Annotated in this window: 26 protein-coding genes; 23 read left to right on the forward strand and 3 right to left on the reverse strand. The window is 67.1% G+C overall.

The window, feature by feature from the left end:
* The first annotated feature begins 57 nt into the window (after positions 1 to 57).
* The 14 genes from chrA (at position 58) to C6W92_RS06215 (ending at position 15,279) form a co-directional block, all read left to right on the forward strand.
* Positions 58 to 1,308: a chromate efflux transporter gene (gene chrA, locus C6W92_RS06150; protein WP_129432138.1), complete on the forward strand. Its 1,251-nt coding sequence runs from the start codon at positions 58 to 60 to the stop codon at positions 1,306 to 1,308.
* Between the two features lie 74 nt (positions 1,309 to 1,382).
* Positions 1,383 to 1,850, forward strand: a complete 468-nt coding sequence (locus tag C6W92_RS06155) for a ClpXP protease specificity-enhancing factor SspB (protein WP_129432139.1) — start codon at positions 1,383 to 1,385, stop codon at positions 1,848 to 1,850.
* A 100-nt stretch (positions 1,851 to 1,950) separates the two neighbouring features.
* The gene (fumC, locus tag C6W92_RS06160; RefSeq protein ID WP_129432140.1) at positions 1,951 to 3,342 is read left to right on the forward strand and encodes a class II fumarate hydratase; all 1,392 of its coding nucleotides are present in this window, start codon (positions 1,951 to 1,953) and stop codon (positions 3,340 to 3,342) included.
* The gene (locus tag C6W92_RS06165; RefSeq protein ID WP_104017280.1) at positions 3,339 to 3,521 is read left to right on the forward strand and encodes a DUF4169 family protein; all 183 of its coding nucleotides are present in this window, start codon (positions 3,339 to 3,341) and stop codon (positions 3,519 to 3,521) included. Before fumC ends, C6W92_RS06165 begins: the two co-directional genes overlap by 4 nt.
* Before the next feature lie 82 nt (positions 3,522 to 3,603).
* The gene (locus C6W92_RS06170) at positions 3,604 to 3,849 is read left to right on the forward strand and encodes a ribbon-helix-helix domain-containing protein (protein WP_104017281.1); all 246 of its coding nucleotides are present in this window, start codon (positions 3,604 to 3,606) and stop codon (positions 3,847 to 3,849) included.
* Positions 3,850 to 4,072: 223 nt separating this feature from the next.
* On the forward strand, positions 4,073 to 5,722 hold the full coding sequence (locus tag C6W92_RS06175) for a BCCT family transporter (protein WP_129432141.1): 1,650 nt from the start codon (positions 4,073 to 4,075) through the stop codon (positions 5,720 to 5,722).
* 106 nt (positions 5,723 to 5,828) lie between these two features.
* Positions 5,829 to 7,049, forward strand: a complete 1,221-nt coding sequence (locus C6W92_RS06180; protein WP_129432142.1) for an aminotransferase class V-fold PLP-dependent enzyme — start codon at positions 5,829 to 5,831, stop codon at positions 7,047 to 7,049.
* 48 nt (positions 7,050 to 7,097) lie between these two features.
* On the forward strand, positions 7,098 to 8,516 hold the full coding sequence (locus tag C6W92_RS06185; protein ID WP_129432143.1) for a deoxyribodipyrimidine photo-lyase: 1,419 nt from the start codon (positions 7,098 to 7,100) through the stop codon (positions 8,514 to 8,516).
* An 11-nt stretch (positions 8,517 to 8,527) separates the two neighbouring features.
* On the forward strand, positions 8,528 to 9,769 hold the full coding sequence (locus tag C6W92_RS06190; protein WP_129432215.1) for a cyclopropane-fatty-acyl-phospholipid synthase family protein: 1,242 nt from the start codon (positions 8,528 to 8,530) through the stop codon (positions 9,767 to 9,769).
* Positions 9,770 to 10,228, forward strand: coding sequence for a TrgA family protein (locus C6W92_RS06195; protein WP_129432144.1), 459 nt, complete (start codon positions 9,770 to 9,772; stop codon positions 10,226 to 10,228).
* Positions 10,225 to 11,046 carry an NUDIX domain-containing protein gene (locus tag C6W92_RS06200; RefSeq protein ID WP_241691085.1) on the forward strand — a complete coding sequence of 274 codons (822 nt, stop codon included), beginning with the start codon at positions 10,225 to 10,227 and terminating at the stop codon, positions 11,044 to 11,046. The genes C6W92_RS06195 and C6W92_RS06200 overlap by 4 nt, the downstream gene beginning before the upstream one ends.
* A gap of 59 nt (positions 11,047 to 11,105) precedes the next feature.
* On the forward strand, positions 11,106 to 12,131 hold the full coding sequence (locus tag C6W92_RS06205; protein ID WP_129432146.1) for a cysteine synthase A: 1,026 nt from the start codon (positions 11,106 to 11,108) through the stop codon (positions 12,129 to 12,131).
* Entirely contained in the window at positions 12,128 to 14,563 is a 2,436-nt protein-coding gene (locus tag C6W92_RS06210; RefSeq protein ID WP_129432147.1) for a DUF3772 domain-containing protein, read from the forward strand. The genes C6W92_RS06205 and C6W92_RS06210 overlap by 4 nt, the downstream gene beginning before the upstream one ends.
* On the forward strand, positions 14,560 to 15,279 hold the full coding sequence (locus C6W92_RS06215) for an alanyl-tRNA editing protein (RefSeq protein WP_129432148.1): 720 nt from the start codon (positions 14,560 to 14,562) through the stop codon (positions 15,277 to 15,279). The genes C6W92_RS06210 and C6W92_RS06215 overlap by 4 nt, the downstream gene beginning before the upstream one ends.
* 69 nt (positions 15,280 to 15,348) lie before the next feature.
* Here C6W92_RS06215 and C6W92_RS06220 read toward each other — a convergent pair whose 3' ends face one another.
* Complete coding sequence (locus C6W92_RS06220; protein WP_129432216.1) at positions 15,349 to 16,386, reverse strand: AI-2E family transporter; 1,038 nt, start codon at positions 16,384 to 16,386, stop codon at positions 15,349 to 15,351.
* Positions 16,387 to 16,526: 140 nt separating this feature from the next.
* A complete protein-coding gene (locus tag C6W92_RS06225) occupies positions 16,527 to 17,156 on the reverse strand; it encodes a histidine phosphotransferase family protein (protein ID WP_129432149.1) in 630 nt (209 codons plus the stop codon).
* Between the two features lie 26 nt (positions 17,157 to 17,182).
* Here C6W92_RS06225 and C6W92_RS06230 point away from each other — a divergent pair, with 26 nt between their 5' ends.
* The 9 genes from C6W92_RS06230 to C6W92_RS06270 all read left to right on the forward strand — a co-directional run bounded on the left by C6W92_RS06230 (position 17,183) and on the right by C6W92_RS06270 (position 26,047).
* Positions 17,183 to 17,365 (forward strand): DUF3553 domain-containing protein, encoded by a 183-nt coding sequence (locus C6W92_RS06230; protein WP_104017291.1) that lies wholly within the window; start codon positions 17,183 to 17,185, stop codon positions 17,363 to 17,365.
* A gap of 121 nt (positions 17,366 to 17,486) precedes the next feature.
* Positions 17,487 to 18,254, forward strand: a complete 768-nt coding sequence (locus tag C6W92_RS06235; RefSeq protein WP_129432150.1) for a GNAT family N-acyltransferase — start codon at positions 17,487 to 17,489, stop codon at positions 18,252 to 18,254.
* A complete protein-coding gene (locus C6W92_RS06240) occupies positions 18,251 to 19,087 on the forward strand; it encodes a lysophospholipid acyltransferase family protein (RefSeq protein ID WP_129432151.1) in 837 nt (278 codons plus the stop codon). The genes C6W92_RS06235 and C6W92_RS06240 overlap by 4 nt, the downstream gene beginning before the upstream one ends.
* A gap of 137 nt (positions 19,088 to 19,224) precedes the next feature.
* Positions 19,225 to 19,521, forward strand: coding sequence for a DNA primase (locus C6W92_RS06245; protein WP_129432152.1), 297 nt, complete (start codon positions 19,225 to 19,227; stop codon positions 19,519 to 19,521).
* 40 nt (positions 19,522 to 19,561) lie between these two features.
* A complete protein-coding gene (gene dnaG, locus C6W92_RS06250) occupies positions 19,562 to 21,514 on the forward strand; it encodes a DNA primase (protein ID WP_129432153.1) in 1,953 nt (650 codons plus the stop codon).
* Positions 21,515 to 21,651: 137 nt separating this feature from the next.
* A complete protein-coding gene (gene rpoD / locus C6W92_RS06255; protein WP_129432154.1) occupies positions 21,652 to 23,655 on the forward strand; it encodes an RNA polymerase sigma factor RpoD in 2,004 nt (667 codons plus the stop codon).
* Positions 23,656 to 23,843: 188 nt separating this feature from the next.
* Positions 23,844 to 24,131: an HlyU family transcriptional regulator gene (locus C6W92_RS06260; protein ID WP_129432155.1), complete on the forward strand. Its 288-nt coding sequence runs from the start codon at positions 23,844 to 23,846 to the stop codon at positions 24,129 to 24,131.
* Positions 24,132 to 24,221: 90 nt separating this feature from the next.
* Entirely contained in the window at positions 24,222 to 25,331 is a 1,110-nt protein-coding gene (locus C6W92_RS06265; protein WP_129432156.1) for a Ppx/GppA phosphatase family protein, read from the forward strand.
* On the forward strand, positions 25,331 to 26,047 hold the full coding sequence (locus tag C6W92_RS06270) for an RlmE family RNA methyltransferase (RefSeq protein ID WP_129432157.1): 717 nt from the start codon (positions 25,331 to 25,333) through the stop codon (positions 26,045 to 26,047). Before C6W92_RS06265 ends, C6W92_RS06270 begins: the two co-directional genes overlap by 1 nt.
* A 116-nt stretch (positions 26,048 to 26,163) precedes the next feature.
* On the opposite strand, the gene C6W92_RS06275 is transcribed toward C6W92_RS06270, so the two are convergent.
* The gene (locus C6W92_RS06275) at positions 26,164 to 26,358 is read right to left on the reverse strand and encodes a hypothetical protein (RefSeq protein WP_129432158.1); all 195 of its coding nucleotides are present in this window, start codon (positions 26,356 to 26,358) and stop codon (positions 26,164 to 26,166) included.
* Between the last annotated feature and the right edge of the window lie 146 nt (positions 26,359 to 26,504).

Raw genomic sequence — 26,504 nt, forward strand, 5'->3', positions numbered from 1 at the left:
CTGCACTTTCATTCAAATGTCGCTTGTCCCGATGCGCGTCGCGCGCCACAAGGACGCATGGGCGCGCCAACCTTTCCCGATCTGTTTCGCAGCTTCGCGCGGATCGGCCTGCTGAGTTTCGGCGGGCCGGCGGCGCAGATCTCGGTGATGCATGACGAGTTGGTGACGCGGCGCGGCTGGATGTCGGAAAACCAGTTTCTCGGCGCGCTGTCCTTTTGCATGCTGTTGCCGGGGCCCGAGGCGATGCAACTTGCCACCTATGCGGGCTGGCGACAGAGGGGCGTGCCGGGCGGGCTGATCGCCGGGCTGCTCTTCGTGCTGCCCGGCGCGGCGGTAATTCTTGGTCTCGGCTATGGCTATGCCATCTGGGGTGGCGTGCCGCTGGTGCAGGCGGCCTTCCTCGGCGTCAAGGCGGCGGTGGTGGCGATCGTGGTGCAGGCGCTCTTACGGATCGCGCGCAAGGCGCTGGCCACGCCCGGCCACTGGGTTGTGGCGGGGCTGGCATTCGTCGCGATGTTCACGCTTGGCGTGCCGTTCCCGGCGATCATCGCGGCGGCGGCGCTCTGGGGGTATTGGCAGAGCCGCAACACGCCGCCCGCGCCCGCGCCCGTGGGGACGGCGGTGCGGCCCGCAGACACGCTGTGCACGGCGCTCATATGGGGCGCGCTCTGGGCGGCGCCGGTGCTGGTGGCCTGGGGCGCGGGGGCTGCGTTCCTCATCGATCTGGCGCTGTTCTTCTCGAAACTGGCGGTGGTCACCTTCGGCGGGGCCTACGCGGTGCTGGCTTACATGGCCGACACGGTGGTGAGCGCCAAGGGCTGGATCACCGCCGCGCAGATGATCGACGCGCTTGGCCTCGCCGAGACCACGCCCGGCCCGCTGATCCTGGTGACCGAGTTCGTGGGCCTTCTGGCAGGCTGGCAGGCCGGGGGGGCAGGGCTCGCGCTGGTGGCCGCGCTGCTCACCCTGTGGGTGACCTTCGTGCCCTGTTTCCTGTGGATTTTCACCGGTGCGCCTTATGTCGAGGCGATCCTCGCGCGGCCCCGGCTCAAAGGGGCGCTGGCGGGAATATCGGCGGCCGTGGTTGGGGTGATCCTCAACCTGTCGCTGTGGTTCGCATTGCACGTGGTGTTCGGGAAATTGCGAGAGAGCCCGGTCGGTCCGGTGCCGGTCTGGGGGACCGTGTCCTGGACTGGCTTGGGGCTGACGGTACTGGCGGCGGTGCTGCTTCTGTGGGTGCGGGTGCCGATGGGCCGCGTCCTGGCGCTGATGGCGGCGCTCGCGGCGGCGGGACATGTTTTGATCTGAGGCTTGCTCGCAGGCTCTTTCGTTTCGATCCGAATCCCCTATGCTGACGGTGTCGATCTTGTTCGAGGTAAGGAATGACCCGCTCCATCGATTATGGAACCCTGATGCATCGCGCGATGCGTGGCCTCATCCAGGAGGTTCTGACGGACGTGGCCGAGAATGGGCTGCCGGGGGCGCACCATTTCTTCATCACCTTCGACACCACACATCCCGATGCCGAGCTGGCCGACTGGCTGCGCGAGCGCTACCCGTCAGAGATGACGGTGGTCATGCAGCACTGGTTCGAGGCGCTCGAGGTCAGCGACGACGGCTTCGGCGTGACGCTCAATTTCGGCGAAGCGCCCGAGCGGCTTTATGTGCCTTACGAGGCGATCCGCACCTTCGTTGACCCGTCGGTCGAGTTCGGCCTGCGGTTCGAGACGCAGGACAGCGACGATGACGAGGACGAGGACGACGGCGCCCCCTTCGAAGAGATGGACGGTGCGGGCGGCGCGCAGGAGGAGACCGGCGAGGTCGTGAGCCTCGACAAGTTCCGCAAGTAGCGGGTCACGAGCGGGGCGGGCCTTGGTATCCCGTCGTATACAGCATTGATCTTTCCGGCACCTGCGGTATGAACGGGAGAAACCGCCAAGGAGGCCCGCCATGACCGCCACCCGCACCGAATCCGACAGTTTCGGCCCGCTTGAGGTGCCCACCGACAAGTATTGGGGCGCGCAGACGCAGCGCAGCCTGATGAATTTCCCGATCGGCTGGGAGCGGCAGCCGGTGGCCATCGTGCGCGCGCTGGGCGTCATCAAGAAAGCCTGCGCACAGGCCAACAAGGCATCCGGCAAGCTCGACCCGCGGATCGCCGACGCGATCATCGCGGCGGCGGGCGAGGTGATCTCGGGCGATCTCGACGATCATTTCCCGCTGGTCGTCTGGCAGACCGGCTCTGGCACGCAATCCAACATGAACGCAAACGAGGTGATCGCCAACCGCGCCATCGAGATTCTCGGCGGCGAGATCGGATCGAAGGACCCGGTGCACCCCAACGATCACTGCAACATGGGGCAGTCCTCCAACGACACCTTTCCCACGGCCATGCATATCGCCGCCGCGATGAGCGTGCGCGACGTCGCGTTGCCGGGGCTGGAGGCGCTGGCGGCGGGGCTCGAGGCGAAATCCCACGAGTTCCGCGACATCATCAAGATCGGCCGCACCCATACGCAGGACGCCACGCCGCTGACGCTGGGGCAGGAATTCTCGGGCTACGCGCATCAGGTCCGGATGGGCATCTCTCGCGTCAAGGCCTGCCTTCCCGGCATATACGAGCTGGCGCAGGGCGGCACCGCCGTGGGCACCGGGCTCAACACCGCGCCCGGCTGGGGCGAGACGGTTGCGGCCAACATGGCGGAGATCACCGGCCTGCCTTTCGTCACCGCGCCCAACAAGTTCGAGGCTCTGGCGGCCCATGACGCGATGGTGTTCCTGTCGGGCGCGCTCACGACGGTGGCGGGGTCGTGCTACAAGATCGCGAACGATATCCGTTTTCTCGGGAGCGGCCCGCGCTCGGGTCTGGGCGAATTGATCCTGCCGGAGAACGAGCCGGGCAGCAGCATCATGCCCGGCAAGGTCAACCCGACGCAGGCAGAGGCACTGACGCAGGTGGCGGCACACGTGATGGGCAACGACGCGGCGATCAAGTTCGCCGGATCGCAGGGCCATTTCGAATTGAACGTCTACAACCCGATGATGGCCTACAACCTGTTGCAGTCCATCCAGCTTCTGGGTGACGCCACGGCGAGCTTCACCGAGCGGATGCTCACCGGCATCGCGGCCAACGAGGACCGCATCGAGAAGCTGATGAAGGAATCGCTCATGCTGGTCACGGCACTGGCACCCACCATCGGCTATGACAACGCCACCAAGGTGGCCAAGACCGCGCACCGCAACGGCACGACGCTCAGGGAAGAGGCGATCAATCTTGGCTTCGTCGATGGCGAGACCTTCGACCGCGTGGTGCGCCCCGAGGACATGATCGGCCCGAGATGAGCGACACCCCGGTCAACCTCAACCGGATACGCAAGCATAAGGCGCGGGCGGCGAAAAAGGCCCGTGCCGACGAGAACGCGGCGCGTTTCGGGCGCACCAAGGCGCAGAAGGCGCGCGAAGAGGCCGAGGCCGAGAAGGCCCGCCACGTGCTGGACCTGCACAGGCGCGAGGAAGAGTGATGCGCGCTTCATCCTGGCTCAAATATCCTGGGGGAGTCGCGCGGAGGCGCGACGGGGGCGGCGCCCCTATCCCCCACGCCCGATGAGCGCGCGCCCCGTCAAGCGATCGCTCACGCTCCAGGGGCACCGCACGAGCGTGTCGCTGGAAGAGCCATTCTGGCAGGCGTTCCGCGAGATCGCGCGCGCCGAGGGCCGCGCGCTCAACGCGCTCGCAGCCGAGATAGACGCCGCCCGCGACCCCGGAACCGGGCTTGCCTCGGCGATCCGGCTGCACGTGCTGGCGCATTTCAGGGCGCGGGCAGAGGCGGTTCAAAACCGTCATCGCTGAGCGCGCATGTCGTTTTCGGAATGATTCTCACCGCACCCGGTTGAAGGCCGCGTAAATGCCGCGTTACCCTGATGCCACGCGTGGACCGTCTTTTCGGGCGGCGGAAATGTCCGGCGGCGGCAGTCTCGTTGCCGCTGGAACAGGGAAAACCCGGCGGCACCGGGCAAGGGTGAGGCCCCGCAAAGGTGCCCCGAATGCCGTCGGCAAAACAGGAGGGACACGGATGTCAGACGACTCCGATATTCAGGGTATACCCGCGCCGGAGGGCGCATCGGATATCATCGATACCGATTACAAGATCGGTCAGGACAACATTCAGACGAAGATCGGGCCATTCGGCCTGGACATTCACAATCCGGTCTTCGTGATCTCCGGGCTGGTTGTCATCGCCTTCGTCGCCTACGCGCTGATCGCGCCGCAGCAAGCGGCGGATTTCTTTGGCTGGCTGCGCCCGGCGCTGACCACGACCTTCGACTGGTTCTTCCTGTCGGCGGCCAATATCTTCGTCATCTTCTGCCTGCTGCTGATCGTGACGCCCTATGGCTCGGTCCGTCTCGGCGGCACAGAGGCGACGCCGGATTACGGCTATCTGGGCTGGTTCGCGATGCTGTTTGCCGCCGGTATGGGCATCGGGCTGATGTTCTTCGGCGTTCTGGAACCCGCCTATTACTTCGGCACGCCCTGGGGCGACGAGCCGCTGGGCGCGGTGCGGCCATTCACCGAGGACGGCGTGCTCATCGAGGAGAACATCGCCGAGGCGCGGCGCATGGCGCTGGCCGCCACCTCCTATCACTGGGCGCTGCACCCTTGGGCGATCTATGCCGTGGTGGCGCTGGCGCTGGCGCTGTTCAGCTATAACAAGGGCCTGCCGCTCACCATCCGCTCGGCCTTCTACCCGATCCTGGGCGACCGGGTCTGGGGCTGGACCGGCCACATCATCGACACGCTGGCGGTGTTTGCCACGCTCTTTGGCCTTGCCACATCGCTGGGTCTGGGCGCGCAGCAGGCCAATGCCGGGCTAAACTATGTCTATGGCATCCCCGAAGGGGTGACGACGCAGGTGATCCTGATCATCGGCATCACGGCGATCGCGCTCATCTCGGTGCTGCGCGGGCTCGACGGCGGCGTCAAGGTGCTGTCGGAAATCAACATGGTGATCGCCCTGGCACTGCTGGTCTTCGTGGTGTTCGCCGCCGGTGCGGCCAGCATCATGACCGAGTTCTTCAAGGGTATCGGCGCCTATTTCAAGGAGGTCATCCCGCTTTCGAACCCGTTCGGGCGCGAGGACACTGGCTACATGCAGGGCTGGACCGCGTTCTACTGGGCGTGGTGGATTTCCTGGTCGCCCTTCGTCGGCATGTTCATCGCGCGCGTTAGCCGTGGTCGCACGGTGCGCGAGTTCATCACCTGCGTGCTCATCATCCCTTCGGTGGTTTGCGTGTTCTGGATGGCCGTGTTCGGCGGGGCCGCGATCAACGACATCATCGCCAACCCCGAAACCAGTGCCGTCAAGGCACAGGTGATTGACAGCTACAACCCGCCGCTGTCACTCTTTGCCATGCTCGAGTCGCTGCCGCTGGCGGCGATCACCTCGACCATCGGCATCGTACTGGTGATCGTGTTCTTCGTCACCTCGTCGGATAGTGGCTCGCTCGTGATCGACACGATCACGGCGGGCGGCAAGGTCGACGCGCCGGTGTCACAGCGTGTGTTCTGGTGCACTTTCGAAGGGCTGGTGGCGATTGCGCTGCTGCTCGGCGGTGGTTTGACATCGCTGCAGGCGATGGTGATATCCACAGGCCTGCCGTTCACGATCATTCTGCTCGCAATTTGCGTGATGATCTGGAAAGGGCTTGCCGCCGAGAAGCGCTGAGCGCGACCCGGATCTTAAAACCAGAGGCCCCCCGGTGCTTGCGCGCCGGGGGGCTTTGCTGTTTGGTGCCCGCAAATGATGGGAAAAACCAAGGGGGAGATGGCCAGTGATACTGGACAACGATTTCGTGCGCGCGCAGTTCCCGGCCTTTGCCGAACCGACGCTGGCCGGGCAGGCGTTTTTCGAGAACGCGGGCGGTTCCTATACCTGCGCGCCGGTCATCGCGCGGCTGGAGCGCTATTACCGGCAACGCAAGGTCCAGCCCTACGGCCCCTACGAGGCGAGCCGTCTGGCCGGTGAGGAAATGGACGAGGCGAGGCAGAGGCTGGCCGCGATGATGGGTGTGGCCACGGACGAGGTGAGTTTCGGTCCCTCGACCACGCAGAACACCTATGTCCTCGCGCAGGCGTTCCGGCAGTGGATGCGCCCCGGCGAGGCGATCGTCGTTACCGATCAGGACCACGAGGCCAATTCCGGCCCCTGGCGGCGGCTGGCCGACGAGGGGATCGAGGTTCGCGAGTGGAAGATCGACCCCGGCACCGGGCTGCTCGACCCCGCCGATCTCGATGCGCTGCTGGACGAGCGCGTGCGGCTGGTGTGTTTCCCGCATTGCTCGAACGTGGTGGGCGCAGTGAACCCGGTGGTGGAGATCACCGCGCTGGCGCATGCGGCGGGCGCGTTCGTTTGCGTGGACGGCGTGAGCTATGCACCTCATGGCCTGCCCGAAGTGGGACGGTTGGGCCCCGATATCTATCTCTTCTCGGCCTACAAGACCTACGGGCCGCACCAGGGTATCATGGTCATTCGCCAAGAGCTGGCGCGGATGCTGCCCAACCAGGCGCATCATTTCAACGCCGACACGCTCTACAAACGGTTTACGCCGGCGGGCCCCGACCACGCGCAGGTGGCGGCCTGTGCGGGCATCGCGGACTATATCGACTCGCTGGCCACCCATCACGGCATCGCGGGCGATCCGGCGGCGCGCAACGCGGGTGTACACCAGGCGATGCGCACCCACGAGACCACGCTGTTGCAGCCGCTGCTGGATCACCTGAAGGACCGCAACCGCGTGCGCCTGATCGGCCCCTCCGACGCCACCGCGCGCGCGCCGACGGTGGCGCTGGCGCTCGAACGGCCCGGCGCCGAGGCCGCCGCCGATCTGGCCCAACGTGGCATCATGGCGGGGGGTGGGGATTTCTACGCGCATCGCCCGCTCGAGGCGATGGGCATCGACCCCGCCCACGGCGTCCTCCGGCTGAGTTTCGTGCATTACACGAGCGGCGACGAGGTGGAGCGGCTGATGACCGCGCTCGACGACATTCTTTGATCCGCTCCCCAGCTCGTTGCGTAACATAACGAAAACACGAGGCAGGGGATGTCCGATCAAAGACCGGTAATAGTGTGGCTGCGGCGCGATCTGCGGCTTTCGGACAATCCCGCGCTGCGCGCCGCCTGCGCGGCTGGCGGGCCGGTGATACCCGTTTTCATCCATGACGACAGCGTGGCCTCATTGGGGGCCGCGCCGAAATGGCGGTTGGGCCTGTCGGTGGCATCGCTGGCGCGCGACCTGGAGGCGCGCGGCAGCCGGCTGATCCTGCGGCGCGGCGATGCAGCCGAGGTGATCGTCGCGCTGGTGGCGGAGACCGGGGCGGGTGCGGTGCACTGGTCGCGGCTCTACGATCCCGTTTCCATCGCGCGCGACGGCGCGATCAAGGCGATGCTGAAGGCGCGCGGCATCGACGCGCAGAGCCACAATTCCCACCTGCTGTTCGAGCCGTGGACGGTCGAGACAGGCACCGGCGGTTTCTACAAGGTCTACAGCCCGATGTGGCGCGCGGTGAAGGATCGCGAGGTGCCCGAGCCTGCACCTGCGCCCGCGCGCATTCCCGCGCCCGCGGCGTGGCCCGCAAGCGATGCGCTGGCGGACTGGCGGATGGGGGCCGCGATGGATCGTGGCGCGGAGGTCTGCCTGCCCCATCAATGCGTGGGCGAGCAGGCGGCGCAGGGGCGTCTCGGTGGCTTCGTGGCCGAGGTCATCGGCCCCTACAAGGACACGCGCAACAACCCCGCCGTTTCTGGTACCTCGAACCTGTCGGAGAACCTGACCTATGGCGAAATCTCGCCCCGGCAGTGCTGGCACGCCGGGCTGCGGGCGCTGCACGAGGGCAAGCGCGGGGCCGAGCACTGGCTAAAGGAGCTGGTCTGGCGCGAGTTTGCCTATCACCTGATGTATCACACGCCGCAGATCCTGAGCCGCAACTGGCGCGAGGGCTGGGACGCGTTTCCGTGGACCGAGGGGCGCGCGGCGGACGTGCTGCGCTGGAAGCAGGGGCGCACCGGCATCCCCTTTGTCGATGCGGCTATGCGCGAGATGTATGTGACGGGCCGGATGCACAACCGCGCGCGGATGAACGTGGCTTCGTATCTGACCAAGCACATGATGGTGCACTGGCGGGTGGGGATGGACTGGTTCGCCGAGTGCCTGACGGACTGGGACCCGGCGTCGAACGCGATGGGCTGGCAATGGACTGCCGGTTGCGGGCCGGACGCCGCGCCCTATTTCCGCATCTTCAACCCCGAGACGCAACTGGCGAAATTCGACCCCGAGGGCGGCTATGCCCGGGCCTGGATCGCCGAGGGGCAGGCACGGCCGCCGACCACGGCGTTGAGCTATTTCGACGCGATTCCACGACGCTGGGGGCTCGCCCCCGGTGATCCATACCCCGCCCCGCTGATCGGTCTGGCCGAGGGGCGCAAATCGGCGCTTGCGGCCTACGAGGCAAGGGAGTTTTAATGATGAGGGACATGGCGAACGAAGCAAGGCTAGTGCCGGACGACACGCCGCGCCGCACGACCGCGGGCGAAATGCGGCTACCGCGCTATTTCGCGCGCTGTTTCGGCGTGGCACAGGGAATGCGCGCCGGGCGGCTGGATATCGGCCTGCCCGACGGGCGGCTGTTTCGCGCCGAGGGCGCGGAGCCGGGCATCGAGGCGCGCATCGACATCCACGACCGCGAGGTGTTCGCGCGTCTGGTGCGCGAGGGTTATCTGGGCTTTTGCGAGGCCTATCTCGACGGCGCGTGGTCGACGCCGGACCTGCAGGCCTTTCTTGATCTGCTCAACGACGACAATGACGGCATCTACGACGGCTATCCGGGGCAGAAGCTTGCGCAGATCTACGAGCGCATCCGCTTCTGGTTCAAACGCAATTCGAAGAGCCAGGCGCGGCGCAACATCGAGTATCACTACGATTTGGGCAATGAGTTCTACGCGCAGTGGCTCGACGGGACGATGACCTATTCGAGCGCGCTGTTCGAGACCGGCGCCGACAGCCTGGAGGGGGCGCAGACCGCCAAGTATCGCGCGCTCGTCGATGCAATGGGCGTGAAGCCCGGCGATCACGTGCTGGAGATCGGCTGCGGCTGGGGGGGATTCGCCGAATATGCCGCCGCAGAGCGGGGGCTGCGGGTGACCGGGCTGACGATCAGCCCGGCGCAGCTTGCCCATGCGCGCGAGCGGATGGCGCGGGCGGGGCTCGCGGACCGGGTGGAGCTGAAGCTCCAGGACTATCGCGACGAGCGGGGCCGCTTTGACGGTGTCGCCAGCATCGAGATGTTCGAGGCGGTGGGCGAGCGCTACTGGCCGGTGTTCTTCGACACCCTGCGCGACCGGCTCAAGCCGCGCGCGCGCGCCGCGCTCCAGATCATCACCGTCGAGGACCGCCGCTTTGAAAGCTATCGCCGCGAGGTGGATTTCATCCAGAAGTATATCTTTCCCGGCGGGATGCTACCGGGGCCCGCGGTGCTGCGCGAGCAGGTTCGGCGCGCGGGGCTCAGAGTGCTGGGATCGCGCGAGTTTGGCCAGAGCTACTCCGAGACGCTCCGGCGCTGGCACGCGCGGTTCGACGCGCACTGGCCAGAGATCGCGGCGCAGGGCTTTGACGCGCGGTTCCGTCGGATGTGGGAGTTCTACCTTGCCTCTTGCGCGGCCGCGTTCAAAGGCGGTAGTTGCGATGTTACGCAGATAACCCTCGCAAGGCCCGGCTGAATGCCCGTTACCGACACCATGCCCACCTCTGGCAAGCTGATGGCCGCGTTCGGGCTGGGGGCGCTGGGCTGGATCGGGTCCGAGCTGTTTCGCCCGCTGATGGAAGAGGGCACCGATTTCGGCTGGTTCAATTATGTCAACGTGGTGCTTGGCCTTCTCTGCGGTTGGCGGGTGACCGGGCGGCGACTGGGATTCGGCTATGCTACCGGCATCAGCGCCGGGCTAACGGGCATGGCCGCCCTGGTGTTCTGGGCGTTGTTTGTCCAAAGTTTCAACGAGATGCTGCGGCTTGCGCTCGACGGGCGCATTACAGGGTTCATGAATGGGCTCACCGAGATGTTCGAGCTTGCCACGGAATACGGGCTGGTGATGCTCGACGGCACGCTGATCGGCGTGCTTCTCGCGGGCGGGTTCCTTACCGGGGCCATCGCGGAATGGGCCGAGCGGCGGTGGGCGTGAGCGATACGCAGACGCGGGAAGGGTATATCGCGGCGGTGCTGGGCCCGGACGTGCCTTCGGCGCTGCGGCACGAGGCCGAGCCGGAGGTGAAGCGCGGTCACGATCGCGGTGTCCCGGCAGAAGAGATGGCCGCGCGCCGCGCGATGATCCTCTCGCGGGCCTGGGCGCGGATGGCGGCGCGGGCGGCCCCTGCGCCAGCGGGTCTGCGCAGCGACATGCCGCGCGATGCTGTCGCGGAGGAAAGCGTCGAGACCACGCATGACGGGTTCTTTCTTACCCGCCGTTACGGCCTGCGGCATCCGCGTTTTGACGGAGGCCAGAGCCCGCAGGTGTCGCGCGACGTTTTCGTGGCGACCGACGCGGCGCTGGTGCTGCCCTACGATCCGGCGCGCGACCGGGTGCTGTTGGTCGAGCAGTTCCGCATGGGCCCTTACGGGCGCGGCGATCCGCTGCCGTGGATGCTCGAGCCGGTGGCGGGCCGCGTGGATGGCGGCGAAACCCCCGAAGAGACCGCCCGGCGCGAATGCATCGAGGAGGCAGGACTGGAGCTGCGCGGGCTGGAGCGAATTTCCAGCCATTACTGCACCCCCGGATATTCCACGGAATTCTTTCACCTTTTCGTCGGCCTTTGCGATCTGCCCGAGGCGCGGCAGGGGCGCGGCGGGCTGGCCACAGAGAACGAGGACATCCGCACCCACGTCATCGGATTCGACCGCGCGATGGGTCTGGTGGAGAGCGGCGAGGCCAATAACGGGCCGCTGGTCTTGAGCCTTCTGTGGCTTGAGCGGGAGCGTGCACGCCTGCGGGCGGCGGGTTGAGTTCCCCCCGCGCAGGCCCTACACCTGAGACGCGGGACATCAGGACAGGAGCGATCGGGATGCGCATGGCACGCAACCTCGCCGAGGCGGTCGGCAATACCCCTCTCATCCGGCTCAGGCGCGCGAGCGAAGAGACCGGGTGCGAGATCTGGGGCAAGTGCGAATTTCTCAATCCCGGACAATCGGTCAAGGATCGCGCCGCGCTCTACATCATCCGCGACGCGGTGGCGCGCGGCGCGCTCGCGCCGGGCGGCACCATCGTCGAGGGCACGGCGGGCAATACCGGCATCGGCCTCGCGCTGGTTGGCGCGTCGATGGGGTTTCGCACCGTCATCGTGATCCCAGAGACGCAGAGTCAGGAAAAGAAGGACATGCTGCGCCTTGCCGGGGCCGAGCTGGTGCAGGTGCCCGCCGCCCCCTACAAGAACCCCAACAACTACGTGCGCTATTCGGGCCGTCTGGCCGAGGAACTTGCGCAAACCGAGGCCAAAGGCGCGGTCTGGGCCAACCAGTTCGACAACGTGGCCAACCGGCAGGCGCATGCCGAGACTACCGGCCCCGAGATATGGGAGCAGACCGGCGGCCGCGTCGATGGCTTCATCTGCGCGGTGGGCTCGGGTGGCACGCTGGCGGGGGTGGCCGAGGCGCTGCAGGGCAAGGGCGTCAAGATCGGCCTCGCCGACCCGGAGGGCGCGGGCCTCTACAAGATCTACACCGGCGAGGAGAACCCCGGCGACTCGATCACCGAGGGGATCGGACAAGGGCGGATCACCGCCAACCTCGAAGGATTTACCCCCGATTTCACCTGCCGGGTTCCGGACGCCGAGGCGCTGCCCATCGTCTTTGACCTGCTGGCGGAGGAGGGGCTGTGCATGGGCGGCTCGACCGGCGTGAACATCGCCGGGGCCATGCACATGGCGCGCGAGATGGGGCCGGGGCATACCATCGTCACCGTGTTGTGCGACTTCGGCAACCGCTATCAATCCAAGCTCTACAACCCCGAGTTCCTGCGCGGCAAGGGCCTGCCGGTGCCCGGCTGGCTGACCGAGGCACCGCGCTCGATCCCGGGTGTGTTCGTCGAATGAGGACGCTTCTCGTCGCGCTCTGGGTGGCGCTGGGCACGGCGCTGATGGGTCTTTCGGGGCCAGCGCCGCTGGCCGCCACTGCGCAGGCACAGCAGGTGTTGAGCGGGCCGGATTTCGCGGCATGGGAGGAGCTTGCCGCGCGGGTCGAAGAGGCGCTCGACGGCGGCGAGGTGGCCACCCCCGTGCTGGAGGATTTGCGCGCGCAGGTCGCCGATTTTCGCCAGCAATTCACCGAGGCGCAGGACGCCAACGCCACCGCGATCAAGACCGTGCGCGACCAGCTCGATGCGCTCGGACCGCCGCCCGAGGACGGCGACGAGCCCAACGAGATCGCCGCGCAGCGCGAAGAACTGGATCGGCGCTTGGCGCGGCTCGAGGCGCCGGTACGCACGGCAGAACTGGCCCGAAGCCGGGCCGACGGGCTCATCACCGGGATTGACCAGACCATCCGCGAGCGCGAGACGGCGGAATTGTTGCGTATCGGGCCGATGCCCGTGAACCCGCTGCACTGGCCCGATGCGCTGCGCGCGCTCTACCGGCTGGCGGGCGACGTGAGCGGCGAGGTGCTCCGTTCGTGGCGGAGCCCGATCGAGCGCACGATCCTCAAGGACAACCTGCCGATAATCCTTGTTCTCGTGCTGGCCGGGTTGGTGCTGTTGGCGCGGGGGCGGCGCTGGTCCGTGCGGTTGATGCAGCGACTGGTGGGCGAGAACCCCAGCGCGGGGCACTGGATTGCGAGTTTCGGCGCGTCGCTGGGCGAGTGGTTGCTGCCTTATGCCGGCGTTTACGCGCTGGTGCGTGCGGCTTTGGTCTCGGGGATGGTGGGCGTACGCGGCGAAATGCTGCTCGACGCACTCTTGCCCGCAGCCTTGATCCTGCTGCTGGCGCGCTGGCTGGCACAGCGGGTGTTCCCGCGCCACGAACCACGCGGCCCGGTGCTGCAGCTCGACGACCGTTGCCGCTATTCGGGGCGGCTCTATGGGGCGATGCTGGGGCTGGTGGTGGCGGCCTTCTACTTTTTGCAGACGGTGGCCGAGGGCGCTGACTGGAGCGAGGCGGCCACCAATGTGGTGATCTTCCCGGTACAGGTGCTGACCGGGCTCCTGCTGTGGCGGCTGGCCGCGTTGCTGGCTCTACACAGCCGCGCCTGTGCCGACGAGAACGACGGCGAGGCCGGGTTCTCTGGCCGGGTGACGCGGCTCATTGGCCGCGTACTGCTGGCGGTGGCGGTGATTGGGCCGCTGCTGGCGACGGTGGGCTATGTCAAGGCGGCGCAGGCGCTGATGTTGCCAACGGCGCTGTCGCTCCTGCTGTTGGCGGCTCTGGTGATCGTGCAGCGGCTCTTGACCGAGCTTTACGTGATGGTGACGGGCAATCGCGACGGCGCTGCCGACTCGCTGGTGCCGGTGCTGGCGGGTTTTGCGCTGGTGATCGTCTCGGTGCCGGGATTCGCGCTGATCTGGGGCGCGCGCACGGCGCAGCTCATGGAGTTCTGGACGCGGTTCACGCAGGGGATGAGCCTGGGCGGCGTGCAGATATCGCCAACGGTTTTTCTGACCTTCGCCGCCGTCTTCGCGGTGGGATACGTGGTAACGCGGCTGTTGCAGGGGGCGCTCAGGAACACGATCTTGCCCAAGACCAAGCTCGATACCGGCGGGCGCAACGCGATCGTGTCGGGGGTGGGCTATGTCGGGATTTTCCTCGCCGCGGTGATCGCGATCACCAGCGCGGGGATCGACCTCAGCTCGCTCGCCATCGTCGCCGGGGCGCTGTCGGTGGGGATCGGTTTCGGCCTTCAGAATATCGTGTCGAATTTCGTCTCCGGGATCATCCTGCTGATCGAGCGGCCGATTTCCGAGGGTGACTGGATCGAGGTGGGCGGTAAGCACGGCTATGTCAAATCGATCTCGGTGCGCTCCACCCGGATCGAGACCTTCGACCGCACCGACGTGATCGTGCCCAATGCCGATTTCGTCAGCGGCACGGTCACCAACTATACCCGCGGCAACACCGTGGGCCGGGTGATCGTGCCGGTGGGCGTGGCCTATGGCTCCGATACCCGCAAGGTCGAGAAGATCCTGCAGGAGGTGGCCGAAGATCACCCCATGGTGCTGATGAACCCGGCGCCGAATATCGTGTTCCGCGGCTTCGGGGCGAGCTCGCTCGATTTCGAGATCCGCGCCATCTTGCGCGATGTGAACTGGGTGATGAATGTGCATTCCGACATGAACCACGAGATCGCGCGGCGCTTTGTCGAGGCGGGGATCGAGATTCCCTTCCCGCAGCAGGATGTGTGGTTTCGCAACGGCATGCCCGCGGGCGGGGCAGGGGGCGAGCCTGAGGCCGCCGCGTCCCAGCCGCCGAGCAGCGCGCCGGTGCAGTTGACCGAGGCCGATTTCGAGGGCGGTGACGGCGACGGAGGCGGGCGATGACCGGGATGCTGTTTCGAACCGATCCCTATGCGACCGAGGCGGTCGCGCGGGTGGTGGCGCACACGCCGGAGGGGGGCGTGGTGCTCGACCAAACGGTGTTCTACCCTGCGGGCGGCGGACAGCCCGGCGACAGCGGGCGGCTCGACTGGGACGGCGGCAGCCTGCCGGTGGCCACGACCGTCAAGGCCGATGGGGACGTGATCGCGCTGGTGCCCGGCGCGCCGCAGCCGCTGCCGCCGGTGGGTGCGCAGGTGTCGCAGGTGCTCGATTGGGAGCGGCGGCACCGGCACATGCGGATGCACACTGCCCTGCACTTGCTGTCGGTGGTGATCCCGCTGCCGGTGACCGGCGGGCAGGTGGGCGAGACGCGCTCGCGGCTCGATTTCGATATGCCCGAGGCTCCGCAGGACCGCGAGACGCTGGAGGCGCACCTGGCGATGCTGGTGGATCGCGATCTGGCGGTGACCGAGGACTGGATCACCGATGCCGAACTCGACGCCAACCCCGGCCTGGTAAAGACCATGTCCGCCGCGCCGCCGCGCGGGGCCGGGCGTGTGCGGCTGATCGGGATTGGCGTGGGCGAGGACCGGGTCGATCTGCAGCCCTGCGGCGGCACCCACGTGGCCCGCACCGGCGAGATCGGGGCGCTGCGGCTGGGCAAGATCGAGAAGAAGGGCCGCCAGAACCGGCGGGTCTACCTGCACCTCGACGGGTGAGGCACGGCAGGCTTCGCCCTTGGATCCGCGCCGGGAGCAAACTCCGAAAGCTTGCGTCAGGCCCCCCGCTCAGGCGGCGGGACGGGTGGTGTCGAGCTCTTCCTCGGTCTCGGGCAGGCCCTCGCGCGACAAAAGCACCGCGATCGGGCGCAGCCCCGGCACGTGGCTGAACACGATCATCGCGCCCACCATGATCGGCACCGCGAGGAACATCCCCGGAATCCCCCAGACCGCCCCCCAGAAGGCGAGGCTGATGATGATGCCAAAGGATGACACCCTGAGCGCGCGGCCCATCAGCATCGGGTCGATCACGTTGCCGTTGAGGAACTGGATCGCGCCGATAATGGCGAATATGCCCAGCGTCGTGGTGCCATCACCCAACTGCACGAAGGCCACCAGCGCCACCAGCACCGTGGCCACGATCGAGCCGATGGCGGGGATGTAGTTGAGCACGAAGGTCAGGATGCCGAGCGCCCCCGCGAGATCGAGCTCGAAAAAGCGCGCCACACCGTAGGCCATCAGCCCGGTCACCGCGCTCACCAGCGTCTTGACCAGCAGGTAGTGGTTCACCCGGTGGATGATCGAGCCGATGATCCGCCCGGTGCGCTCCGCCTGCGCCTTGTCGCCCAGGAGGCTTTCGAGCTTGGTATCGAACCACACCCGCTCGGCGAAGAGGAAGCCCACGAAGAGGATCACAAGCACCGTGCCCTGCATCAGGCTGCCCGCCTGGCCCGCGATGGTCCGCAGATAGCCCGCGACGTCGAACGTGGCCACCGCCTGCCGCACCGCCGTTTCCGCCTGCGGCCCGAGCCACGCCACCGCGGCGGCAATCGCCTCGGGCGCGCGGTCGGCATAGGCGATGGTGGTGGAGAGCACCGTGTTGGCCTGCGACAGGATGATTGCAGACAGGCTTAGCAGCGCCGAGGAGATCAGCACCAGCGCCGTGATGCTTGCCAGCCAGTTGGGGATGCGCGCCGGGCCGATGCGCATGCGCGCGATGGAGTTGATCGCGTCGGAGGTGATGCTGAACAGGATGATCGCGGTGGCGAGCGAGATCAGCAGGAACCGAGCCTGCACCAGCAGAAACAGCACCACGGCAAACGCCATGATGAGTTGCGCGGCGGTTCGGATACGCTGGAAATCCTGCGTCTCGGTCCGGATGGGGCGGGGATTGGTCACGTCGGCGGGCGCTCGCTTTTCGAATGATCTCGCGGTTTCCCCTCAATACCGGGAAAAACCGGGGAAGATCAATCTAGCGCGGGCTGGAAGAGCACGATCATGACACTTTGCGCGGCGTGGGTGACGTCGATCCGGGCATCGCCGCGCGCGATCCGGGCGGCCAGCAGGTGGAATTCGACCCGTCGCGGATCGGGGGCGGGCAGTGTCGCGCGCCCCGCCAGCCCGTCCCAGAGCGCGGACTCGGCGGCGATATCGCCCTCGCCGGTCGCGGTGATGCCAAAGCTGCCCGCACCGGCGAGTGCCGCCGTCAGTGTGCCACCGCGCGGCAGCGCGTGGACCGCGCACAAGATCGCCAGCGCCACGTGCTGTGCCGCCGTCCGCCCGAGCGGGCCGTCGAGCGCCCAGTCGAGCCGCAGTCGCGGTCGCGTGGCAAGGTGGCCGCGCACCGTGGTGCCGAGCGTGGCGGCGTCGAGTCCCGCGCCCGTGCCCGCGTGTCCGAAGGCGAGGCGCAGCATCTCAAGCGTGGCGCGCGCGCCTGTCAGGCTGTCTCGCAAGAGCGCCATCTCGTCCGGGTTTGCCCCACCCGAGGCGCCTGACAGGAACTCCAGTCCGGTGAGCGCCGCGCCGACGGGGCTTGCGAGATCGTGACAGATGCGCGAGCCTGTCAGGGCCGCGAAGTCGGGATCATCCTGTGGCATGGCGGCAGCCGGGATCGGGGCAGGAAATGACAGAACTGAACGCGCTGCTGGAGCCGGGAATGCTGGTGGAGAACCCCGCGCGCCCCGATTGGGGAGTGGGGCAGGTGCAATCCAATATCGGCGGGCGCATCACGGTGAACTTTCGCGAGGAGGGCAAGGTTGTGATCGACGGCAACCGCGTGACGCTGCTGCCGGTCCTTGATCACTGATTGCGGTTAGCAAAGGGTTAACAACCTTTGGTAGCATGGTCGCCGGGCGCGGGCCAGCGTCACGTTGCAACCGAAGGCGCGGCTGCGTAGAAGCCTTGCAGTCGCAGCAGAGACGAGGCCGATGACCACACCCGCCCCCCGATTCCGTGTCGAGCTTGCGCATGACGCCGCCGGTATCGAGGCCGCACAGCGGCTGCGCTACGAGGTCTTTGTCGAGGAACTCGGCGGCGACGGCCCGCTGGTCGATCACGCCGCGCGGCTGGAGCGCGACCGTTTCGATCCGGTCTTCGATCACATGCTTTTGCGCGACCTGCGCCGGGGCGGCGAGGTGGTGGGCGTCTACCGGCTGCTGCGCAAAGAGGGGGCGGCGCGCGCCGGGCAGTTCTATTCCGAAGACGAATACGACCTTGCGCCGTTACGCGCGAGCGGCCGGCGGTTGCTGGAGCTGGGCCGCTCCTGCGTGGCACGGCCCTATCGCGGCGGCGAGGCGCTCTACCACCTGTGGCAAGGGCTGGCGCACTATGTCGAACGCCACGGGATCGAGGTGCTGTTCGGCGTGGCGAGCTTTCATGGCACCGACGTCGAGGCACTGGCGCAGCCGTTGTCGCTGTTGCATCATCGGCATCTCGCGCCGCCCGCGTTGCGGGTGCGGGCGCGGCCCGAGTGCTTTCAGCCGATGGATCTGGTGCCGGAGGCGGAGATCGACCGCACCGGCGCGATGCGCGCGGTGCCAGCGCTCATCAAGGCATATCTGCGGCTGGGCGGCTGCGTGGGTGAGGGGGCCTATGTCGATCACGCCTTCAACACGACAGATGTGTGCCTGGTGATGGATACGGCACTTCTGAGTGAACGGCAGCGCGCGATCTACACCCGCGGAGGCACCGGATGAGCGTCACCTGGCAATCGCCCACGCCACCGCCCGACATCGGGCGCGCGCCGGGCCACTGGCGGCGGGTGATCTGGCGCGGCGGGCGCATCGCGCTGGTGATCGGGGCGGGCGTATTGGCCACGCTGCTGCTGCGGCTGGCAGAGCGGCTATTGCACGGGGTGGCGCGGCCGTGGACGCAGCCGATCACCATCTGGGTATGCCGCCGGACCCTCGCGATCCTCGGGATCGTGCATGTGGTGGAGGGCACGCCCATGCCGGGCCCCGGTGCGGTGGTGGCCAACCATGTCTCGTGGCTCGACATCTTCGCGCTCAACGCGCGCAAGCGTGTGTATTTCGTGTCCAAGTCCGAAGTGGCTGGCTGGCCCGGCATCGGCTTTCTGGCGCGGCTTGTCGGCACTGTTTTCATATCGCGCGACCCGCGCGCGGCGCGGGCGCATACGGCGCTCTTGCGGGACCGGCTGGCCGCCGGGCAGCGGCTGCTTTTCTTTCCCGAGGGCACGAGCACCGACGGGAAGCGTGTGCGCCCGTTCAAATCGACCCTGTTCGAGGCGCTCTGCGAGCCCGGCGCCGGGCTGGAGGGCGCGCGAGTGCAGCCGGTGACGCTGGTCTACGAGGCCCCCGAGGGTGCTGATCCGCGGCTCTACGGCTGGTGGGGCGACATGGAGTTCGCTGGCCACCTGCTGGCGGTTCTGGGGGCTGTGCGGCAGGGACGGGTGCGCGTGGTGTGCCATGCGCCGATCCCACTCGACGGGGCCGGGGGGCGCAAGGCGCTGGCCGCCGCCTGCGAGGCGGCGGTGCGGGCGGGCATGCCGCCCGACCGGCGCGGGACATGAGGCGGGCAATGCCTGATGGGCCGGCCCAGCCGTGTCCGACCGCCTGCCGCGTGCGCCAAGCGGTGTGTTGTAACCTGCTGGCGTAGCGCGTTGGAATCGCCTAGCCTGCGCCCCGTTTGTGAAGGGAGACCGGACCGATGCGGATGATATCCTTGGGCCTTGTGACGCTGTGTGCGCTGTTGCCGTTTGCCGCCACCGCGCAGAACTCGATCTGCGAACCCACCGGCGAGATCGTCGCCGCGGCGGTGGAGGCGCGGCGGGATGGACAGTCGGCCGAGGCGGCGAAGTCGGGGATCAGCAACGGGCTGGATGCGTCGCAGGAGGGGTATGCGCCCGCTGTGCAACTCCTGGTCGATTGGGTCTACGACCTGCCCGAGCAAGACCTGCAAAAGGACGTGGCCGGGGCATGGGTCACGCAGTGCAAGACACAGTGAGCCTCTGGACAGACGGCCCGACCGGCCCGATATATGGGGCATGAGCCTGCCCCCGGGATTTCTAGATGAATTACGCTCGCACCTGTCGCTGTCACAGGTCGTGGGCCGCAAGGTGATGTGGGACAACCGCAAATCCAACCAGGCCAAGGGCGACATGTGGGCCCCGTGCCCGTTCCACCAGGAAAAGACCGCGTCGTTTCACGTCGATGACCGCAAGGGATTCTACTACTGCTTCGGCTGTCACGCCAAGGGAGACGCGATCAGCTTTGTCCGCGAGACCGAGAACGTCGATTTCATCGAGGCGGTGCGCATCCTCGCCGCCGAGGCCGGGATGCAGATGCCCGAGCGCGACCCGCAGGCGCAGGAAAAGGCCGACCGGCGCGGGCAACTGACCGAGGTGATGGAGCAGGCGGCGCGCTTCTTCGGGATGCAGTTGCGCAGCGGGGCCGGTGCCGCGGCGCGCGACTACCTCACGGCTCGCGGCCTGAACCTGCAGGTTCAGGACCGTTTCGGGATCGGCTTTGCCCCCGAGGGCTGGCAGGGGTTGTGGGATCACCTGACTGGCAAGGGCGTGGCCCCCGAGATGATCCTCGCCTGCGGGCTGGCGCGCGAGAGCGACAAGGGCGGACGGCCCTACGACGTGTTCCGCAACCGCATCATGTTCCCGATCCGCGAAGCGCGCGGGCGCTGCATCGCCTTTGGCGGGCGGGCGATGGACCCGAACGACAACGCCAAGTATCTCAACTCTCCCGAGACCGAGATATTCGACAAGTCGCGTACGCTCTACCATCACGGCCCCGCGCGCGAGGCCACTGGAAAAGGCCACCCGCTGATCGTTGCCGAAGGCTATATGGATGTGATCGCGCTGGTGTCCGCCGGATTCGAGGCGGCGGTGGCCCCGCTGGGCACGGCGGTGACCGAGCATCAGTTGCAGCTCTTGTGGCGGATGGCGGACGAGCCGATCATCATGCTCGACGGCGACCGCGCCGGGCTGGGCGCGGCCTACCGGGTGATCGACATGGCACTGCCGCTGCTGGAGGCGGGGCGCACGCTGCGCTTTGCCCTCATGCCCGAGGGCAAGGACCCCGACGACCTGCTGCGCGCCGAAGGCCCGGGTGCTGTGCAGGCGCGGATCGACGCGGCGCTGCCCTTGGTGCGGCTGATGTGGCAGCGCGAGACAGAGGGGCGCGATTTCGACACGCCCGAACGCAAGGCGGCGCTGGAGCGCACCTGCCGCGAAAAGGCCGCGCTGATCCGTGACCCGTCGCTGCGCGGCTATTACGAACGCGAGTTGAAAGACCTGCGCTGGCAGCTCTTCAATCCGCGTAGGCAGGCCCCGCAGGCCGCGCGCGGACGCGGTGGTAGCGGCAAGGGAAAGTGGACCCCGCCGCCCGAAACTGCGCGCGCGGAGACGCGCAACTCTGCCCTGGTGTCGGGAAACGCCGAACAGGCGGTCCGCCTGCGCGAGGAGGTGATCCTCGCGACGCTGGTCTGTTGCCCGGAGGTAGCCGAGGAGTTCGAGGCCGAGATCGAGCGGCTGCGCTGTCGCGACCCCGATCTTGCCGGGCTGCGTGCGGCGATCCTGCGCCATGCAGGGGCAGGGGCCGAGACGCTGCGCGCGCAGATTGGCGCGGATACCCTTGAAAAGCTTCTGGCGCTGCCCCATGTCGCGATCGCCCCGTCGGTACGCCACGCGGGTGATCGCGAGCGCGCGACGCTCACCCTGCGCGAGGAATTCGCCAAGCTGGCGGCGCGTGCCGGCATGGAGGCGGAATTGCGCGAGGCGGTCGAGGATATCGGCGGCCTGGCCGACGAGACGCTGACATGGCGCGTGGCGCAGGCTGCGGAGGCGCGCAACCGCGCGCAGCGCAGCGAACAGGAGGACCGCACCGTTTATGACCTGGGCGAGAATGGCCTGCGCCTCGACCGCGAGGAGCGCGAGGCATTTGCGAAGCTGCTCAGGCAACTGGACCGCCCCAAGCCGGGGCATTAGGGAGCCGAACCGTGACCGAATCGCAATTCGATGCGGAAGAGGCAAGAAATAAACAGTAAACGGGTGTGCGAATCAGATGATCGCGCTATTGATTCGGGTCAACGAATCACATGCCCGAAACCGCCGAGGAGATGCGCATGGCCGCCAAGGACACCGACGAGCAGAAGCCCGAGGAGCAGGAGCAGGAAGTTTCGCTCGACATGTCGCAGGCCGCGGTGAAGCGAATGATATCGGCGGCCCGCGAGAAGGGCTTCATCACCTACGACCAGCTCAACCAGGTGCTGCCGCCCGACCAAGTGTCGTCCGAACAGATCGAGGACGTCATGTCGATGCTGTCGGAAATGGGCATCAACATCATCGAGGAAGAAGAGGGCGAGGAAGACGACGGCAAGACCACCGCCGTCGCCGAGATCGGCAAGAAGGGCGAGATCACCCTCGGGTCGGGCAAGGAGGAAAAGCTCGACCGCACCGACGATCCGGTGCGCATGTACCTGCGCGAGATGGGCTCGGTCGAGCTTTTGAGCCGCGAGGGCGAGATTGCCATCGCCAAGCGCATCGAGGCGGGCCGCAACACGATGATCGCCGGGCTGTGCGAGAGCCCGCTGACGTTCCAGGCGATCACCATCTGGCGCGACGAGCTTTTGGGTGAGGACATCCTCCTGCGGGACGTGATCGACCTCGAGACCACGTTCGGCAACCAGCCGGGCGAGGAGGGCGAGGAGCCCGTGGTCGCCGCCAACGTGCCCACCCCGCCGGGGCAGGAGACGCGCGAGGACAAGGGGACGCGCGAGGACAAGGGCGAGGAGCTCGACGCCGACGGCAACCCGATCCGCAATACCGAGGACGACGAGGAGGAGGACGAGCAGGCCAACATGAGCCTCGCCGCGATGGAGGCCGCGCTCAAGCCGCGGGTGCTCGAGACGCTCGACCGCATCGCCGAGGATTTCACGCAACTAAGCGAGATGCAGGACAACCGCATCTCTGCCACGCTCAACGAGGACAGCTCTTTCTCCGAGGCGCAGGAGGCGAAATACCAGAAGCTGCGCGCCGAGATCGTCGAGCTGGTCAACTCGCTCCACCTGCACAACAACCGCATCGAGGCGCTGATCGACCAGCTTTACGGCATCAACCGCCGGATCATGCAGATCGACGGCGCGATGGTGAAGCTGGCCGACCAGGCGCGCATCAACCGCCGCGAGTTCATCGAGGAATACCGCGGGCGCGAGCTTGATCCCGTGTGGCTCGAAGACATGGCGCAAAAGCCCGGGCGCGGCTGGCAGATGTTCATCGAGCGCTTTGCCGACAAGGTCGCAGAACAGCGCGCCGACATGGCGCAGGTGGGCCAGTATGTGGGCCTCGACATCAGCGAGTTCCGCCGCATCGTCGGACAGGTCCAGAAGGGCGAGAAGGAGGCGCGCCAGGCCAAGAAGGAGATGGTCGAGGCCAACCTGCGTCTGGTGATCTCGATTGCCAAGAAATACACCAACCGCGGGTTGCAGTTCCTTGATCTCATTCAGGAAGGCAATATCGGCCTGATGAAGGCGGTGGACAAGTTCGAGTATCGCCGCGGCTACAAGTTCTCGACCTACGCGACATGGTGGATCCGGCAGGCGATCACCCGCAGCATCGCCGACCAGGCGCGCACCATCCGCATCCCCGTGCACATGATAGAGACGATCAACAAGCTGGTGCGCACGGGGCGCCAGATGCTCCACGAGATCGGCCGCGAGCCGACCCCGGAGGAGCTGGCCGAGAAGCTGCAGATGCCGCTGGAGAAGGTCCGTAAGGTGATGAAGATCGCCAAGGAGCCGATTTCCCTCGAGACGCCCATCGGTGACGAGGAAGACAGCCAGCTTGGCGATTTCATCGAGGACAAGAACGTGATCCTGCCGCTGGATTCGGCGATTCAGGACAACCTGCGCGAGACGACGACGCGGGTGCTGGCCTCGCTCACCCCGCGCGAGGAGCGCGTGCTGCGCATGCGCTTCGGCATCGGGATGAACACGGATCACACGCTGGAAGAGGTGGGGCAACAGTTCTCGGTAACGCGCGAGCGGATCCGGCAGATCGAGGCCAAGGCGCTCAGGAAGCTGAAGCATCCGTCGCGGTCAAGGAAGCTGCGGAGTTTCCTGGATCAGTAGGGTGGACAAGAAACCGGTTTCCAAGACGAGCAAAACGGGGAAGTAGTGGAATACTGAGCTACTCTCCCCCGGTGATCTTGGCATGATTCCAGCCAGCGCAGGGTGGGCGCCACCCCACCTTGAGGAAATTCCGTTTGCGCTTGTGGCGGGTTTCACCCACCCTATGCCCGGATCGAAAGGAGGCTCTGATGTCCATCCTGTCAAGACTGTTCGGCGGCGGAGGCGGTGGCGCAAAGCGCGAAGCGGCCGAGGCTCCTGTCGAAGACTACCACGGATATCTCATCACGCCCGCCCCGCAGGAAGAAAGCGACGGCTATCGTGTGGGGGCGCGGATCGAGAAGGAGCTGGACGGTGAGGTGAAGGTGCATCATTTCCTGCGCGCCGATGTGCTGCGCGATCGCGACGAGGCGGCGGCGGTATCGCTGCGCAAGGCGAAACAGGTCATCGACGAGCAGGGCGAGCGGATTTTTCGCTGACCGCCGGGTGCGGCACTGCGGCGCGAGCCCTTGCGCGGGGGCGCGGATGCGCCTACTCTCGGGGTAACTTGAAATGGAGGGCGTGTTGTCATGGCGCCCAAGCGTCCGATTGGTGCGGGCGCTATCCCGGAACCGGTCGAGAGCCCCGCGCCGAGCCTGCCGGATCGGACGCCGCTCTACGCGGCGCTCGATCTTGGCACCAACAGTTGTCGCATGCTGATCGCCCGCCCCGAGGGCAGGACGTTTCGCGTGGTCGACAGTTTCTCGAAATCGGTTCAGCTCGGGGCCGGGCTGGAGCGGTCGGGACGTTTGTCGCGCGCCGCGATCTACCGCACGATACAGGCGCTGCGCGTGTGCCGGCAGAAGCTGCGCCGCCACAAGGTCACGAGGATGCGGCTGGTGGCGACGGAGGCGTGCCGCCGCGCGGTGAACGGCGCCGAATTCATGGCCCGGGTGGAGCGCGAGACGGGCCTGACGCTCGACGTGATCCCGACCGAGGAAGAGGCGCGGCTGGCGGTGATTTCCTGCGCGCCGCTGGTGAGCGCGCGCACCGAGCAGCTTCTGGTGGTGGATATCGGCGGCGGCTCGACCGAGCTTGTCTGGATCGACCTGCGCGGCGTGCCCGAGCCCGAGCGCAAGCGTGCCATCATGCGGATGCATATGGGATTCCAGCACAGCGGCGAGGGACCCGCCGCGCGGGTGGTGGACTGGATCAGCGTGCCGCTCGGGGTGGCCACGCTGCGCGAGCAGTTCCGCGATGTCGAGGACGATGCCGCGCGGTTCGCGCTGATGAGCTGGTATTTCGAGGAGAACCTCGCCGAGTTCGCCCCTTACAAGGACGAGCAGAGCCGGGACGGATTCCAGATCGTGGGGACGAGCGGCACCATCACCACGGTGGCGGCGAGTCACCTGGGCCTACGCCGCTATGACCGCAACAAGGTGGACGGGCTCACCATGACCAGCGACGAGATCGACCGCGTGATCCGCTCCTACCTCGCGCTCGGCCCCGCCGGACGGCGGCGCGACCCGCGTATCGGGCAGGACCGGCAGACGCTCATCATGTCGGGCGCGGCGATCCTTCAGGCGTTGCTGCGGTGCTGGCCAACGGACCGGCTCAGCGTGGCCGACCGGGGGCTGCGCGAGGGGATGCTTTATGCGCAAATGGCCGCCGATGGCGTGCTCGAGGACGGAGACGACTGATGGCGAAAGGGCCGGACGGCAAGAACACATCGGGGCGCGGGCAGCGCGACCTGACCGTGAAGGTCAAGACCGCGAGGGGGCGGCGCTCGTCCTCGACGCGGTGGCTGCAGCGGCAGCTCAACGACCCCTACGTAAAGCGCGCGCAGGCCGAGGGTTACCGGGGCCGCGCGGCCTACAAGATCATGGAGCTCGATGACAAGTTTCGCTTTCTCGTGCCGGGCGCGCGGGTGGTCGATCTGGGCTGCGCGCCGGGCGGCTGGTTGCAGGTGGCGGTGCCGCGCATCAACGCGCTGGGCGACCGGTCTGGCAAGCGGCAGGGCCGGATCATCGGCATCGACCTTCAGGAGGTGGAGGCGATCCCCGGCGCCGAGATTCATCAGCTCGATTTCATGGAGGAGGGCGCCGACGCGCAGGTGAAGGCGTGGCTCGGGGGGGGCGCCGACGTGGTGATGTCGGACATGGCGGCGTCAAGCTCGGGGCACAAGCAGACCGACCATCTGCGTATCATCGCGCTGTGCGAGGCGGCGGCCTATCTGGCCTTCGACGTGTTGGCGGAGGGCGGCACGTTCGTGTCGAAGGTACTGGCGGGCGGGGCCGAGGGCGATCTTCAGAAGGTGCTCAAGCAGCGATTCACCAAGGTCGCGAACGTCAAGCCCCCCGCCTCGCGCGCCGACAGTTCCGAGAAATTCGTGGTCGCGACCGGGTTTCGCGGCTGAGGGGCGCAGAGAACCGGCGGGATCGCGGGGGCGGGCTTCGCCGTCGAATTCCGCGCCGGGTCCAAGAACCGAATGGCAACTCCGGGCTAGTCGCGCAGGTCTTGCCCCAGACCGCCTCAGCCATGCGGAGCCGCGCTGCCCATGAGGCTGTGGCCGTTCAACCGGGCGAGGGGGGTGATCGCCGCGTCATTTGCCGTCGGGCGCGCGGCGAGGCGGGCAGCGACGGCGCGGGCCTGCTCCTGCTGGCGCAACAGCTCGAACAGGCGCGCGTGGCGCCGGGGTGTGACCTGGCTGGCGGGCGGTCCTGGCAAATGCAGTCTCCGGTGCTTTGTCGGTGGGGTGATACCGCGGAAAGATGGATTTTCCGTTGCCGTTTGCGGGCAGGATCGTGGCGTGAACCGGTTTGCACCCGGTCCGCATTTGCGGGATAGTCGCGGACGAAATCGTCTGTGCGGAG

The organism is Roseovarius sp. A46 (assembly GCF_004126395.1).
Classification (GTDB): Bacteria; Pseudomonadota; Alphaproteobacteria; order Rhodobacterales; family Rhodobacteraceae; genus Roseovarius; species Roseovarius nitratireducens.